Source organism: Ferruginibacter profundus (assembly GCF_054783275.1).
Genome location: NZ_BAAGQW010000001.1, coordinates 1,919,089 through 1,935,871 on the forward strand (window position 1 = coordinate 1,919,089; position 16,783 = coordinate 1,935,871).

General features: G+C 40.4%; 11 protein-coding genes and 1 other RNA gene. 1 reads left to right on the top strand and 11 read right to left on the bottom strand.

The window, feature by feature from the left end:
- Positions 1-35: 35 nt before the first annotated feature.
- From ACYVM0_RS08135 to ssrA, 5 genes are all read right to left on the bottom strand, one after another.
- Entirely contained in the window at positions 36-1,694 is a 1,659-nt protein-coding gene (locus tag ACYVM0_RS08135) for a RagB/SusD family nutrient uptake outer membrane protein (RefSeq protein ID WP_460555182.1), read from the bottom strand.
- Between the two features lie 11 nt (positions 1,695-1,705).
- Positions 1,706-5,083, bottom strand: a complete 3,378-nt coding sequence (locus ACYVM0_RS08140) for a TonB-dependent receptor (RefSeq protein ID WP_460555185.1) — start codon at positions 5,081-5,083, stop codon at positions 1,706-1,708.
- 181 nt (positions 5,084-5,264) lie between these two features.
- Positions 5,265-6,458, bottom strand: coding sequence for a FecR family protein (locus ACYVM0_RS08145; RefSeq protein WP_460555188.1), 1,194 nt, complete (start codon positions 6,456-6,458; stop codon positions 5,265-5,267).
- 75 nt (positions 6,459-6,533) lie between these two features.
- Positions 6,534-7,127, bottom strand: coding sequence for an RNA polymerase sigma factor (locus tag ACYVM0_RS08150; protein ID WP_460555191.1), 594 nt, complete (start codon positions 7,125-7,127; stop codon positions 6,534-6,536).
- A gap of 267 nt (positions 7,128-7,394) precedes the next feature.
- Positions 7,395-7,768, bottom strand: a transfer-messenger RNA (tmRNA) gene (gene ssrA, locus ACYVM0_RS08155).
- Positions 7,769-7,887: 119 nt separating this feature from the next.
- On the opposite strand from ssrA, the gene ACYVM0_RS08160 reads away from it, so the two are divergent.
- The gene (locus ACYVM0_RS08160; RefSeq protein WP_460555194.1) at positions 7,888-9,681 is read left to right on the top strand and encodes a MutS-related protein; all 1,794 of its coding nucleotides are present in this window, start codon (positions 7,888-7,890) and stop codon (positions 9,679-9,681) included.
- Between the two features lie 63 nt (positions 9,682-9,744).
- Here ACYVM0_RS08160 and rseP read toward each other — a convergent pair whose 3' ends face one another.
- The 6 genes from rseP to ACYVM0_RS08190 form a co-directional block, all read right to left on the bottom strand.
- Complete coding sequence (gene rseP, locus ACYVM0_RS08165; protein ID WP_460555197.1) at positions 9,745-11,148, bottom strand: M50 family metallopeptidase; 1,404 nt, start codon at positions 11,146-11,148, stop codon at positions 9,745-9,747.
- Positions 11,149-11,292: 144 nt separating this feature from the next.
- On the bottom strand, positions 11,293-12,462 hold the full coding sequence (locus ACYVM0_RS08170; RefSeq protein WP_460555199.1) for a 1-deoxy-D-xylulose-5-phosphate reductoisomerase: 1,170 nt from the start codon (positions 12,460-12,462) through the stop codon (positions 11,293-11,295).
- Between the two features lie 26 nt (positions 12,463-12,488).
- Positions 12,489-13,820: an argininosuccinate lyase gene (gene argH / locus ACYVM0_RS08175; RefSeq protein ID WP_460555202.1), complete on the bottom strand. Its 1,332-nt coding sequence runs from the start codon at positions 13,818-13,820 to the stop codon at positions 12,489-12,491.
- Positions 13,821-13,899: 79 nt separating this feature from the next.
- Positions 13,900-14,967: a M20 family metallo-hydrolase gene (locus tag ACYVM0_RS08180; protein WP_460555205.1), complete on the bottom strand. Its 1,068-nt coding sequence runs from the start codon at positions 14,965-14,967 to the stop codon at positions 13,900-13,902.
- A 45-nt stretch (positions 14,968-15,012) separates the two neighbouring features.
- Entirely contained in the window at positions 15,013-15,813 is an 801-nt protein-coding gene (gene argB, locus ACYVM0_RS08185) for an acetylglutamate kinase (RefSeq protein WP_460555208.1), read from the bottom strand.
- A complete protein-coding gene (locus ACYVM0_RS08190) occupies positions 15,813-16,778 on the bottom strand; it encodes a Rossmann-fold NAD(P)-binding domain-containing protein (protein WP_460555211.1) in 966 nt (321 codons plus the stop codon). Before ACYVM0_RS08190 ends, argB begins: the two co-directional genes overlap by 1 nt.
- Positions 16,779-16,783 lie beyond the last annotated feature (5 nt).

Here is a 16,783-nt window from a genome sequence, read left to right on the forward strand (position 1 = left end):
ATAGTTAGTTTATATTTTTTAAATTATATCGCTTATTACCACCCGGTATTTTGCAATAAAATACCCTTACTTTTATAAATTTCTGAATGAGGAATGGGATAACGATGCATATAATCCAGGTAAACCTTTTGCATATTTGCAGGCAGCAATTCTTTATTATAGGTAAATGTGCCATTGGTATTTTTAACTACGTTCATGCCATACATCGGTTGTGCCACTATTTGCGGACCTGCCTTCCAGCGCATGATATCATACCACCTGAAATCTTCAAATGCCAGCTCCACCGCACGTTCGTTCCTTATCCTGTCCCGCATTTGGGCCTGGGTTAAACCTGCAGGCAACGGAGGCATACCCACACTTGCTCTTGCCCTTATCTGGTTGATTGCGCTGTATACACTTGCATCCGGACCCACCGCTTCGTTTTGTGCCTCAGCATAAGTGAGCAATACTTCTGCATAACGGAAATAAACAAAATTCAGCAGTGCGGTACCGCTTACATTCCTGATATACACTTCGGGCCATAATTTGCGGCAGTAATATCGTGTAGCCGTATAAGTTACATTTCCGGACAAGTAATCTTTTCCCCCACTCCACATTTCCATCTTACGCCCCTGCCAGGTAGCATCATTATACAATACATTGGCTGCTAAACGTGGGTCACGGTTGGCATAAGGTAATTGCGGATTGTAGCCGGAAGTTGGGTCAGAAATAGGTTTTCCTGTTGTTTTCATCTCATAGAGGTCAACATGATTTTGTGTAGGGTTCAGTTGCCCCTGTGCACCTCCCGAACCGGGCGACATGGCAAAGTCCAGCAAAAACCCATCAATGGGGCGTGGCCCTCTTATTTTTATCATAATGTACTCTGGCGAAGACGCAACATTCAGAATATCAGCATAAGTTGGCTGCAATGAATACAGGTTCAGATCCATTACCTCTTTTGCAGCAGCCGCAGCAGCTTTCCATTTTTCCAGGTCGTTAGTTTCGTTATTTAATGCGCTGGCTGCAAATAATAATACCCTTGCACGCAATGTTTTTGATGCACCCGAAGTAGCTCTTCCGTTATTGGAGTTATCATAAGTAGCCGGCAATAGCAGATCTGCATCTTTCAAATCTTTGATGATAAAATTTACGCATTCGGTATAAGTATTTCGCGGAATATCAATATTTTCATTGGGGCCGTATACATGGTCAATGATAGGTACGCCGCCAAATCTTTTGATGAGTTCAAAATATAAAAAGCCCCTGATGAATAACATTTCTCCTTTAATTCTTGCAGGAGACTGGTTACTGGTCCAGGGCACTTTATCAATCATCTCCAGCATTTTATTGGCAACACGAATACCGCCATATGCCCTGGCCCATACATCACTGATATCATTTAAAGAAGCACCACCTCTTTCGTAATGATCATGATAAGTTCCATTGGTAAGGGTACGGATGGACACTTCGTTATTACCAGATACGGCTTCATCTGCAGCCTGGCCGGTAATTCCACGATGTGCGTTAAAACGGGCGTATTCATCTATCAGGCTATTGTAGGCATTATCTGCGTACTGTGCCGCCAAAACGGGATTTGAAAAAATATCTGCTTCAGAAAGATTTACACTTGGAGCCCTGTCTAAAAAATCTTTTTTACAAGATACTACCAGTGATAATAGTAAGACAGCGATAGCAATTTTATACATTGATTTCATTGTTGTTGTTTTTACAGTTGAACGTTTACACCAAAATTGAAAATTCGTGATGTTGGATAAATAGACTGTTTTGAAAAATCTGTATTGGAAAGATTTACATTTTCCGGGTCCAGGTACATTTTAAATTTAGTCCAGGTATGCAGATTTTGTCCTGATAAATACACCCTTAAACCAGATAGCTTAAGCTGCCTGATCATGTGCTGTGGCAAAGTCCACGACAATTCTGCATTTCTTAATTTGATATAGGAAGCATCCTGTAAAATAAAATCGTTCAGGCGATAGCTGATGTAAGTATTGCCCCTGGAATGCAGCGCAGGCCATTTTGCATTGGCTGCATTATCAGGCGTCCATCTGTCTAATTGAAATTCATAGATCTGCTGCCCGTTATTTTGCTCATTCAAAATAACATCTGAACTTACATTAGTAACTCCCTGAAAAAGTAATGATAGCGATAAGCCCTTGTAAGAAACAGAAGGTGCTACACTAAAAATATATTCCGGCGTCCTGGTAAAACCGATAGGCACAATATCATCTGCGTCAATTTTTCCATCACCATTATAATCTTTATATTTTAAGTCTCCGGGCTTTGGTGTACCCAATGTATTGGTTGGCGATGCAGCTATATCTGCAGCAGAAGCATAAAAACCATCAGCTAAAAATCCAAAGAACTGGCCTACAGGCTTACCTTCCTGTTTTTTATAATCAGGGGTACCCGGCGGTTCATCCCTTGTTAAAATTTTATTACGTGCAAAAGACAGCTGGCTTATCAAACCATAATTAAATTGTCCGATGCTGCCCTGGTAATTAACTTCCAGTTCGTACCCTTTGTTATACACCTGGCCAATGTTTAAAGCCGGGTAAGTTTGTCCGTAGGTTAATAATCCCGAAGCCCTGTTGGTCAGAATATCCACTCTCTTTTCATCAAACAGATCTGCAGTAATAGATAATTTTTTATTAAAGAAACTTGCCTCCAAACCAATATTTCTTTTAGTGCCTGTTTCCCATGTTACATCAGGATTACCAAATGAAGTAGGTACCACCACCTGGTAGTTTACTAGCGATGTAGGCAACCCGAATTGCACACCATTACCGGGCCTGGAGTAAACGGGGTCGGTAAAATTGGTGTACCCTGCAACGGAATAATTATCCAGGAATAAAAAGCGGGTGTTTAATTTATCGTTACCCACCAAACCATAAGAACCCCTGATCTTTAAATTAGATACCCATGAAACATTCTGCATGAATTTTTCATTGCTGATCGTCCACCCTGCAGAAACAGCAGGAAAAAATCCATATTGTTTTCCTTTTGCAAATTGTTCAGAACCATTGTAAGCTGCATTAAATTCGGCAAAGTATCTTTTATCATAATTGTAAGTAACCCTTCCCACCAAACCCTGGGATGCTTTTGGAGGCGCATTTAACCCTGACCCCTGCTCACGGATTAATTGACGGTTACCTAATACCAGTCCTGTAAAAGCATGTTTTTTAAATGTTCTGTCGTAATTAAATCCTGCCTGCAGGTTAGAGTTGATCAATCCGCTGAAAGAGGTGATCAAACCACTTAAAGGCTCGTCTCTGGGCCTGTCGGGAGACAGGGTTACCACTTTGGTCTTTCTGTCTACCACATAAGCAGCCCACACCGCATTACGCCTTGTAGCGCTCGAAAAATAAGAATCATAGCCCATCACCGCTTTAAAGGCAAGGCCCCTGGTGATACGGTCTAATTTATAATTGATATTAAAAGTACTTTCCAATGTATTGTTATCATCTTCTCGTGTACCCCATCTTGTTATTACAGCCAAAGGATTCCAGATATTGGTTCCCACATTCGGATTTTGTGCAATCCTGCCATCAGGTAACGTAACTGGATACGCAAATGAAGGTGTTTGCAATATCCTTGATATCATTGCCTCAATATTATCATAGGAAAAAGAACCGGAACCTGATTGCAAACCTGCAGGCTGATAACGTTCGCCCAGCTTGCCTCCCAAACGCACGCCTACCATAAGATCTTTACTCAGGTTAAAATCAACATTGGACCGGAAATTGTAGCGGGTATAAGAGGGTGTGGACCGGATACCAAAAGGAGAATCGAATTTTTTAAAAATGCCGTCTTCAAAAAGATATCCTACGGAAGCAAAATATTTTACCACTTTGGTACCACCACTTACATTGATATTGTGTTGTGTTTGCGTATATGTTTTACGGGTTAGATATTCAAACCAGTTGATATCGGGATAACCCTGCGGATCGGAACCATCTTTAAATTTTTGTAACTCATCAGGTGCCCATGTTTCAGCAATGCCATCATTGCGGTTAGCTTCGTTGATCAGCAATGCATTGTTATAGGCATCTAATGCTTTAGGTATACCGGTATAACTTTGCAAACTAACGTTGCCGCTATAACTGATTCTTGGTTTTCCTTCACGGCCGCTTTTTGTAGTTACCACAATAACACCATTGGCACCTTTAATACCAAACACCGCAGTGGAAGCAGCATCTTTTAATACAGAGATACTTTCAATTTCATTAGGGTCGATATCGCCAAAACTGGCACGCTCTACTCCATCTACCACCACAATAGCGGCATTATTATTATAGGTGGCCGAGCCGCGGATACTGATCAGTGCTTCGTTATTGCCCGGTTGCCCGCTACGTTGTACAGCAGATAATCCTGTTAACCTGCCAACGAGGCTATTGGTAACATTTGAATTTGGCGATTTCAATATTTCTTTTGAAGACACTGTACTGATAGCCCCGGTAACAGAAGTTTTTCGTTGGGTACCATACCCGATCACCACCACGTCTTCTAATTTTGTATCAGCCAACTTAAGTACTATCACCGCAGGAGATGGTAAATTTTTTACAGCCAGCTCCCTGCTTTTGTATCCTGTGTTAGACACTACCAATATATCATCCCCGGAGTTTACATTGATATTGAACCTGCCGTTGGCATCCGTTTGTGTACCACGGGAAGTTCCCTTTATAAGAATTGAAGCCCCGTTTAAGGGCGCCCCGTTCTCGTCAGTTATTAAACCTGAGATCGTCACGGTTGGAGATACTACTGCTGTTGTAACCGAAGGCTGCAACAACAATGGCTTTGGTTCCAGGATAATTGTTTTATCCACAATTTTATAGCTGAACTGTGTAGCAGACAATGCTTTGGAAACAACTTCATCAATGGTTGCATCCTGTACATCAATGCTTACTTTACCAATCTTTTTCAGCTCTTCTGTTTTATACAAAAACAGGTAGCCACTTTGCTTTTTTATTTCTTTAAAAACTTTGTCCAGCGTAACATTCTGCATCTTCAACGTCACCCTTTGGGAAAAGGTTTTTGCAGAAACCTGGAGCAAGGCAGCCAGCAAAAAAACAGCAGTTAATTTCATAACCTTTAAAAGTTTTACCCTCAAAATAGCAGGGCGGTTCATTAGAATTTGCATAAATTTGAAATGTTTAGGAATTCAACTATCAGTGTCAATTGTGTATTTGAGTAACCTGAACTTTGGCCGTTCCGGGTACCAGCCGGGACGGTTTTTTTCAGCTACCTGTTGTATAAAATCTTTTTGCTTATTTTTTTACAATTACTTTTTTGCCTTGTATTTCAAAATGTATACCGCCGGCCAGTTCCAGCATTTTCAACACTTCAGAAATATTGGATTTTCTACGTACTGAGCCTACGTAATGCCCGTCGGGAATTTTACCTTCATAGGCAACATCTATGTCGTACCAGCGGGATAATTGCCGCATGATATCCGGCACCACATCATCATTAAAATCGAATAAACCGTTTTTCCATGCAATGGCCTGATCCACATCGGCATCATTGATCAATTGCATTTTATTTTGAGTAAGCTGTGCCTGCTGGCCGGGTTTTAATTTTTGTACTTCATTTCCATGATGCAAATTGATGCCCCCTTCCAGCAATGTGGTTTTCATGGTAAGCTCATCTTCATAGGCCATGATATTAAAATGCGTTCCTGTAACTTCAACTTCCGATCCGCCATTGATGGCAACAATAAATGGCATCGCTTTATTCTTCTGTACTTCAAAATAGGCTTCGCCGGTTATTTCAACCCTGCGTTCTTTACCAACAAATGCTGTAGGAAAACGCAATGAAGAAGAAGCATTCAACCATACATTGGTACCATCAGGCAATACCACCAGGTATTGACCACCCCTTGGTGTAACAATGCTATTATAGAGCACCTCGTTGCTGCCGGCATTGGTACCGGAAGCGTAGGATAATTGCCCGTTATTCAGTTTAAGTACTTTGGTATTACCCTGTTGCGTCAGTGTTCCGTTTGCAGCACTATCCAATACAATGGATTGCCCGTTGCCTAACACCAGTATAGCTTTGTCACCGCCTGCGGCAATATCGTTTTTGTAACGTTTTTCAATGTCTTCTTTTTGGGCAACTATTTTATTGGCAGCCTGCTTATTAAAAAATAAATAGCCACTTATAACAATGGCCACCGCAGCCGCCGCTACAGCAATTCTTGACCATCTTCTTTTTGGCATTTGTACAACGGGGACTTCATTTATTTTACTCAGCAGGTTGTTTAAAACACGGCTGCTGTAATCTGTTGTAGCAGCCACAGGTTTGGGTATCTGTTCAAACTCTTCTCTTAACTGCTGCAACAATAGCTTGTCAGATTCATTTTTTTCGAGGAAGATAAAAAGCGCTTCGGCTTCTGCAGGGGTGCAATTATTATTCAGGTAACGCTGAAAAATATCTTTGTAATAAGACAGGTTTTCTATCATAAGCAAGTAGGCTGATCGTTAAGCAGCTACTATATAATATCCTTGAACAACAAAAGAGGGTGGGTCGGTTATAAATTATTTTTTTTGACTGTAAAAAAACAATAGCAGCAATGATAATTCCCCATGCTGAAAAATATATTCTTTAATAGATTTCATAGCCGCAACCATGTGTTCTTTAATGGTATTCCTGGAAATGCCAAGTTCTTCAGCCACCTCATCATAACTTTTACCCTGCTCCCTGCAAAGTTTAAATACCTTTTGCCTTTGAGGGGGCAATTGATTTACGGCTTTATGCAACAGGTCGTTATATTGTTTCCATTGCAGTTTAAGGTGAGGTGCTTCTGTGGCTGTCTCCAATTGATTCATCAGCTGGGTTTGCATGGCATTATCAGTTACTATTTTCTTTAATAACTTAAATACTTTATTGCGGCAGATCTTATATAAGTAAGCATTGAACGATAAATCAGGATTGATACGTTCCCTTATTTCCCATATTTTTAAAAAAACATCCTGCAACACATCTTCTGCATACTCAGGCACTTTTACAAACCGCAGAATAAATATATAGAGTGGATGATGATAATGATCGTAGAGTTGAATAAATGCAGTAGTGTCGCCCTCTTTCAGGCGCTTTAATAAAGCAGTTTCGTCATAAGCAACAGGTTCCATTTAGCAAATAAACGTAAATCAATAATTAAAGATAACAGAAAATAGTTGTCATTAGTTGAGTAAAAACAAATTGATTTAAGGGCATAAAAAAAGTCCGGAATTTATAACTACTATATGCAGAGCTATTTGATTGCAGGTTTGGTGTAATTATTAAGTCCCGTAAAAATTAGGTGGCTCATAAAAAAGAAAGGAATAACAATACTAAATCAAATACTAAATTTAATCTTAACTATTCACAAAAAAGCCCTTGAACTCAAGGGCTTAAATCAGTGGAGCCGCAGGGAATCGAACCCTGGTCCAAACACATCCGCCGTAAGCTTTCTACATGTTTATTTAGTTATTAATTGTCGGGATATAGCAGGAACCTAACCAACCAACTGTATCCTTAGAAGAATGGTCTTAAGCAGTGGTCACTTCATTCCACTACAGCATTCCGTTTTGTTTTTGAGTCGGCGGCGGAACATGGTAACAGAACTGACCTGTTCGGCGGCCCTAATGGATGTTAATCTATCGATTAAGCAGCCATGGCATACTGAGTATTGCCATTTAAGTTGTTGAATATTCAGATTAAAGTGCTAATTATCCAACGCACTACATGCTTATACTTACAAAGAACTATGCTGTCAAAACCGGTCGGCCCCGTTTTGCAATGAATCATTAATAATGCAGAATTACTAATTAAGCATACAAAATTACGAAAACTAATTAGTATTCGTTATAAAAGTACATTTGCAGTACAATCATTTAACAAAACATAGCTATGCAGCCGGATCTATTTTATCAGCAAAGGATACAAGCACTGGAAGAACAATACCAACAATTACAATCTAAAAAATCGCTATTGGCATGGTTGCGCTTTGCGGCCGCCGTGGCTATTGGTGCGGCATTGTATTTTTTATTGCCTGCGGGTATCCGCTATGCGGTTATAACTGCCTTGTTATTAGTTGTTGTATTTGTGCGGCTCATCTATATCGACCTGCAGAATAAAACTGCAATAAAAAATAACCGTCATTTAAAACAAATTAACGAAGCCGAATTGCAGGCGCTGGCACACAATTATTACAGTTTTGATGATGGCCATCAATACATACCTGCAACAGAGCACCCCTACTCCAACGACCTGGATATTTTTGGCAGGGCTTCCTTATTTCAATATTGCAACCGCACCACTTCTGATATGGGTGGCGGTATATTAAGTAACTGGTTGCTGCATCCTGCAGCCATTACTGTAATTAAAGAAAGACAGGAAGCGGTAAAAGAACTGTCGGCCAAAACAGCCTGGCGGCAACAACTGGAAGCATATGGTAAGGAACAAAAGATAACCACTTTAACAGCATCCCGTTTGCAGGAATGGTTGCAGGCCGAGCCACATTTTATCAATAATCTTTTCTGGAAGATTTTACAATATGCTATTCCTGCAATCATCATCACCGTAATTATTTTAAACGCAGGAGATGTAATTACCAACCCGGTAAGGAATATGTTTTTGCTGGGTTCTGCTTTAATTGCTTTGGTGATGGCAAAAAAAATTGCGCCTTTACACATGCAGGTAAGTAAAATGGCAGATGAATTAGCCGTGCTGGCCGATAGCATAAAACATGTAGAACAAACTTCTTTTAATGCGCCATTACTGCAATCACTGCAATCAAAATTTGTGATTGAGCACACCAAAGCATCAGTTCAATTAAAAGAGTTGAAAAGAATTGTAGAGCGGCTAGACCTGCGATTGAATCCTGTAGTGTTTATACCACTGGCTGTAATTTTACAATGGGATATACAACAGGCCATGGCGCTCGAAAAATGGAAACAACGCAACCGTCAAAATATCAATGATTGGTTTGAAGCTATCGGGCAATTTGAAGCGCTGCATAGTTTTGCCGGCCTGGCATTCAATCACCCGGAATGGAGTTATCCTTTATTTAAAGAAGAACATTTTTATATAGCAGGCACCAATATCGGCCACCCATTGATCAGTGCTGCCAAAAGAGTCAACAACAATATCAGCATTACTACCCGTGAAGAACTGATGCTGATAACAGGCAGCAATATGGCGGGCAAGAGTACCTACCTGCGTAGCATTGGCGTAAATACGGTGTTGGCAATGGCAGGCGCTCCTGTATGTGCGGCAACATTTACACTATCGCCGGTACAAATTATCAGCAGCATGCGTATTGCAGATAATTTAGAAGAAAGCACCAGTACTTTTTATGCCGAATTAAAAAAACTAAAAGCCATCATCGACAAAGTAAATGCCGGTGAAAAAATATTTATTTTACTGGATGAAATTTTAAGAGGTACTAATTCATTGGATCGTCATACAGGCTCGGTGGCATTGGTAAAACAACTGATCAAACACAAAGCCGCCTGTATTATCGCCACCCACGATGTGGAATTGGCAAAATTAAAAGACAACTACCCCAACAATATTTTAAATTATCATTTTGATGTGCAGGTAGCCAATGATGAATTGTATTTTGATTATAAACTGAAGGAAGGGATTTGTACTAGTTTAAATGCCTCCATATTGATGAAGAAGATCGGGATAGAATTATAGAACGATGTTTGATTTCTGATTTATGCTGTATGATATCAGACATCATAAATCAGAAATCCTGTTCTATTTACAATCTGTACTAATTGTTTTTCCCCATCCAAACCAGTCGTTACCGTTAGCATACAGCATCAATCCTAAAAGTAACACCATACCAACGATCTGTGCATACTCCAGAAATTTCTCATTGGGTTTGCGCCCGGTGATCATCTCGTATAATGTAAACACTACGTGTCCGCCATCCAAAGCCGGAATAGGCAACAGGTTCATAAAGGCCAATGCCATAGAAATAAAGGCCGTAAACAACCAGAAAGTTTCCCAGTCCCAGGTGCCGGGCAAGCCATTGGTCATCCCTTTAAAGCCACCAAGGCCTTTGTAGGCGCCTGTTTCAGGCTTAAAGATCATTTTAAACTGGTCTACATAAGAGGTTAATGATTTTACAGCTTTGCTTACACCGGCAGGAAATGCCTGGAAGAAAGTGTAAGGTGTTTTTTCAATGTGCAATACTTTCATGGTATCATATTTTTCGTATGAATACCTGCTGATACCAATCTTTCCGTTACAATCCACTATCACATTTTTAGTAACCGTGTCTGTTCCCCTGATGGCTTTAAAAGTTACATTCTTATCCTTCTTATCTTCCAGGTAAGCACTGATCTCATCTAAAAAATTAATCGGCACATTATCAGCAGCAATAATTCTGTCGCCTTCTTTTAAACCGCCCTGCACCGCTTTATTGGCCGTATCTTTCGGATCAAACTCACCTAATATGGCCGGAAGCCTTGGAGTAATAAACCCTCTTGCAGCTTTGCGGTTTTCAATTACCTGGTTTAAGAATTTAACGGGAATGGTTATCTGCATTTTTTTACCATCACGTTCCAGGTCAACAATCCTGGCTTCGGTACCAATTAAAATTTTCTCGGTAAGGTCTTCAAAATATACAATGGGCTTACCATTGATGGCAATTATTTTATCACCACTTTTAAAACCCAGTTCAGTAATTTGTTTGTTCTGGATACCAATACCATTTTCTAAACTCGACATAGGAATTTTTGAATCGCCCCAAACCCACAACACCATGGCATAAATAAAAAATGCTACCAGCACATTCATGATCACACCACCTAACATGATGATCAAACGCTGCCAGGCAGGCTTACTCCGGAACTCGTATGGTTGCGGTGGTAATTTCAATGCTTCTTTATCCATGCTTTCGTCCACCATGCCGGAAATTTTTACATAACCGCCCAATGGCAGCCAGCCGATACCATATTCGGTATCGCCGATCTTCTTTTTAACCAACGAAAACCAGGGATCAAAAAAGAGGTAAAATTTTTCTACCCGGCATTTGAACCAGCGTGCTGTAATGTAGTGGCCAAATTCGTGTAAAATAACGAGTATCGATAATGCCAGTAAAAGTTGTCCCACTTTTACGCCTACTACCGGCCAATCTATTGATAATAATGTCATATGCCCCTGTCCCCTGAAAGAGGAACTTAGTTTTAAAGTTTATAATTTTTCAAACCGTATTTCAATTGAACTGGCTGAAGATATAATATTATAGTTGGTTTGCAGACACCCGATACTCCCCAATAAGTTGGGAGGATGGAGGGGCTACAGGTTAATTAACGAAGCGGCAAAATTACGGGCTTCACCGTCGCTTTCAAAATATTCCTGCATGGTGGGTTTTGGTATGAATTTTATGTTTTCCATTGTTTTTTCCACCATTGCCGTCATATCCAGGAAACCCACCCGATTGCGGAGAAAAGCCCATACCGCAATTTCATTGGCCGCATTCAATATACAAGGCATATTGCCACCACGGAACAGTGCTTCGGTTGCCAGGGCCAGATTTCTGAAAGTTTTAACATCCGGCTCCTCAAAACTGAGGTTGGGATATTTTCTGAAATCCAGTCTTGGAAAATCGTTTTTAATGCGCTGCGGAAATGCCATGGCATATTGAATGGGCAGTTTCATATCAGGTAAACCCATTTGTGCTTTAATGCTGCCATCTTCAAATTGTACCATGCTGTGAATAATACTTTGCGGATGTACCACTACCTGTATTTGGTCGGGCTGTAAATTGAATAACCATTTGGCTTCAATCATCTCCAGCCCTTTATTCATCAGGGTGGCAGAGTCTATCGATATCTTTGCCCCCATCGTCCAGTTGGGATGCTGCAAGGCATGGTCTCTTTTTACATTCACCAAATAGTTGGGCTTTTTACCTAAAAAAGGGCCGCCGCTTGCAGTAAGGATGATCTTTTCAATCTTATTCCTGCTCTCTCCTACCAGGCATTGAAATATGGCCGAATGTTCGCTGTCAACAGGAATGATGGGTACTCTTTTTTCAATGGCTTTTTGCATTACCAGGTCGCCGGCCACCACCAGGGTTTCTTTATTAGCCAGGCCAACCACTTTACCTTTTTCAACGGCTTTCATGGTTGGTTTAAGGCCGGCAAAGCCCACAATACCCGCCAGCATCATATCATAACTATCAAAATCAGCTACTTCTTCCAGGGCTTTTTCGCCTGAAAATACTTTCACTAAAGTTTTTGCTAAAGCGTCTTTTACCTTCTGGTAACGGCCTTCGTCGCCAATAACTACGGCATTGGGCTTAAATTCGATGGCTTGTTTGATCAGCAGCTCATCATTGGTTTGTGCGGTGAGTATCTCTACTTCAAATAAATCAGGATTGGCACGGATAACTTCCAATGCCTGTGTACCGATTGAGCCGGTGGAACCAAAGATAGCAATGCGTTTTTTGGGTGCCTGATCAGCCATTTGCTTTTAAAAATTGTGTGGCAAATCTAACCTAATAATTGTTGCAACGCAATTTTCACTTTATCAAAATTGAATTTTTGGATAATATTTTGCATTGCCTGCTCAACCTGGGGGTTGCAGAGGTTACCAATAGAACCTTCGTGGGTATGATTAACTGCGGTGGAATACCTGAAATTACCTTCTTCAATATCCATCCCCACTTTTTTATACGCATCTCTGAATGGCAGGCCTTGCAGCACTAATTTATTCACTTCTTCCACACTAAATAGAAATTTATATTTTTCATCCTCTAATAAATCCTTCTTCACTTCGGTATTGCTCAACATTAAACCCGCCATTTGCAGGCAGTTGTTTAAATTTTCAAATGCAGGAATGATATGTTCTTTTAATAATTGCAAATCTCTCTGATAACCTGAAGGCAGGTTGGTGGTCATCAGCATGATCTCGTTGGGCAATGCCTGTATACGATTACAGTGGCTGCGGATGAGCTCGAATACATCCGGGTTTTTTTTGTGCGGCATGATGCTGCTGCCGGTTGTTAATTCATCAGGAAAACTAATGAATGAAAAATTCTGGTTGATGAACAAACAGGCATCCATACTTAATTTAGATAATGTAGCAGCAATATTGGCCATGGCCGATGCCACAATACGTTCTGTTTTGCCACGTCCCATTTGTGCATATACCACATTATAGTTCAGGTCATCAAAACCCAATAGTTGTGTGGTGAGAGTTCTGTTGATGGGGAAGGAACTGCCATACCCTGCAGCGGAACCCAATGGATTTTTATTAACCACAATATAGGCTGCCTGCAAGGTAGTAAGATCATCCACCAAACTTTCGGCATAAGCGCCAAACCATAAACCAAATGATGAGGGCATGGCTAATTGCAGATGCGTATAACCTGGCAAGAGGTCTGTTTTATATTTTTCGCTTTGCCGGATCAGCAGGTCGAAAAGATCTTTGGTATTGCCCACTAATTTTTCAATTTCGTGCCGCAAAAATAATTTCAGGTCCACTAAAACCTGGTCGTTACGGCTTCTTGCGCTGTGAATTTTCTTACCTACATCACCTAATTTTTCAGTGAGCATTAATTCCACCTGCGAATGAATGTCTTCTACACCCTCATTTAATGTAAAGCCGCCTTTTTGTATTTGCTGGTAAATATTTTTTAATTCCGCTTCTAACAAAGTCAGTTCTTCTTTGGTAAGCAACCCAACCGACTCCAGCATTTTGGTATGTGCCAGCGAACCTAAAACATCAAATGGTGCCAGGTGAATATCCAGCTCATTGTCTTTGCCTACAGTAAATTTTTCTACTTCCTGTAATGATGCTTTATCTTTTTGCCATAATTTCATTTCACTCAAGTTTAGCGTTTAAAAGTTTAGCGTTTAGGATTCAGGGCTTTTACCCTTTACCCTATGCCATTTACTCTACTTATTGTACAATCTGCTCCACCATTTTTATATAAGTAGTAATACCATCTTTTATTTCATCCAGGTAAATATATTCATCGGCGGTATGGCTTCTTGCGCTATCGCCGGGCCCCATCTTTAAAGTAGGAAAAGGCATCAGCGCCTTATCACTTGTAGTTGGCGAACCGTAATAACCTTTGCCCAGATGGATACCTGCTTTTACCAGCGGGTGGTCCAATGCAATGGCTGTTGATTTCATCCTTGTGGTACGGGGTTTAAAGGCGCTTTTTAAATTCGCTTTTAATGCCTCCAGTATTTCGTCAAAAGTATAGAGTTCGTTCACCCGTACATCAATTACAAATTTGCATTGCGCAGGTACTACATTGTGTTGCTTGTTCTCTGTTTCAATTACAGTAACGGTTAATCTTGATTCCCCTAACAGGTCGCTTACTTTTTCAAAATGGTAATTCCTTATCCAGTTAATATCATCTACTGCATTGTATAATGCATTCTCTCCTTCTTTTCTTGCAGCGTGTCCTGCCCTGCCCGGAGCTGTACAATCAATCACCATCAGGCCTCTTTCTGCCACAGCCATTTCTAATTTTGTTGGCTCGCCCACAATACCAAAATCAATATTTCCTAAATAAGGTAATACCAATTCAATACCATTTACACCGCTGATCTCTTCTTCTGCACTGGCAGCAAACACCACATTGTATTTTGTATTTTCGTCATTGTAAAAATGTAAGAAAGTGGCAATTAAACTTACCAGGCATCCGCCGGCATCATTACTGCCCAAACCAAATAACTTACCCTCCTTTTCAATTGGCGTAAACGGATCGAGTGTATAGCCTTTATTAGGTTTAACCGTGTCGTGGTGTGAGTTTAATAAAATGGAAGGTTTATGGGCATCATAATACTTGTTCCTGGCATAAATATTATTGCCTACCCTGGAAAATGCAATATTATGCTTTGTAAAAAAAGCCATTAAAATTTCTGCCGTATCATTTTCTTCTTTTGAAAATGAAGGCGTGGAAATTAAGTCTTTTAATAAGCTTACTGCTTCACTGTATAATTGTTCCTGTTGCATATATTTTTTTATAGCGGTCACACGGCTCAAAGCCGTCAGCCCCCGTCAAGACCTCTTGATTAAAGTACCGGTTGTTTGTTCAGTTGTGTTTTGTAATAAATCATCCGCATGGCCGATCAATACTTCTTTTACACCGCTATCAATAGCTGCAAATGCATTGTCAATTTTTGGCAGGATACCGTCGAATAATTTATTGCCTGTTTTTAATTGCTGGTAAATATCTTTGTTGATCAATCGTATGGCAGAATTGTCATCATCTACATTTTCCAACACCCCTTTCTTTTCAAAACAATAGATCAATCGCACATTATACAATGCAGATAATGCTACCGCAATGGAAGATGCCATCGTATCGGCATTGGTATTCAGTATTTGTCCTTTGCCATCATGCGTTAGCGGCGCTATGATTGGTGTAAGCCCGCTATCAACCATCCATTGCAGGTTACTGGTTCCTAATTCTTTTGTATTTACATCTCCCACAAAACCAAAATCAATACCTTCTTTGGTAACCGGCCTTTTTGTGGCTGGAATGATGTTGGCATCGGCGCCGGTTAAACCGATAGCGTTGCATTGTATGGCTTGCAACTGAGCTACTAGTTTTTTGTTTACCAATCCGCCATATACCATTGTAACCAGGTCAATGGTTTCGGCATCGGTAATCCTTCTGCCATTGATATATTTAGATGCTATGCCTAATTTATCTCCCAGCTTAGTTGCAATTTTCCCTCCGCCATGAATTAAGATCTTCCGCCCCGGGATTGCAGCAAAATTTTTAAGAAATGCTGAAAGATTTTTTTCATCATCAATTACATTGCCACCAATTTTTATAACAAATAACTGCTCCATTATTTCGCTTTCAATATTTCTGATAAAACAGCTTGAGCTGCCCATACCCTGTTACCCGCCTGCTTTGTAACCAAACTGTTGCTGCCATCGAGTATCTCGTCGCTCAATTCAACATTTCTTCTTACCGGTAAGCAATGCATTACTTTGGCATTATTGGTCAGTTTCAATTTTTCTTCTGTCAGCATCCACGAAGGATCATTGCAATAAATTCTTCCGTAATCAGTATAAGTACTCCAGTTTTTTACATACACAAAGTCTGCATCCTTTAAAGCTTCATCCTGGTTTTGTGTGATGGTTGCGGCCTTTGTAAATTGCTCGTCCAGTTCATAATCTTCCGGATGTGTGATCACAAAATCCGCTTCGCCCCAGGCATTCACCCATTGTGCAAATGAGTTGGAAACACACTGTGGCAAAGGCTTAATGTGTGGTGCCCAGGTGAGAACGATTTTAGGTTTATGATGTATGATTTTCGATTGTTCAACCTGCTCTTTGATAGTAATAATGTCTGTAAGCGATTGTAGTGGATGCAATGTGGCACTTTCCAGGCTTACAATGGGCACTCCGGCATATTGCACAAAAGATTTCATCACCAGTTCGCTGTAATCCTCTTCCTTATTTTTTAGTGACGGAAATGCACGGATGCACAACACATCAAAATATTGTCCTAAAATGGGTGCGGCATCTTTTACATGCTCTACCGTAGTGCCACTCATGATAGCGCCATCTTCAAATTCCAACGCCCAGCCCTCTTTATCTACATTAAAAACAATGGCTTCAAAACCTAAATTTTTCGCCGCAACCTGTGTGCTTAATCTTGTACGCAGGCTCGGATTTAAAAACAACAATCCAATTTTTTTGTCTGCTCCCAACATCCTGTCTGCATAAGGATTGGCTTTATACGCCAGCGCCTTTGCAACCAAAGCATTGATATCAGTAACATCATTAACAGAAATAAAATTTTTCATTTTTA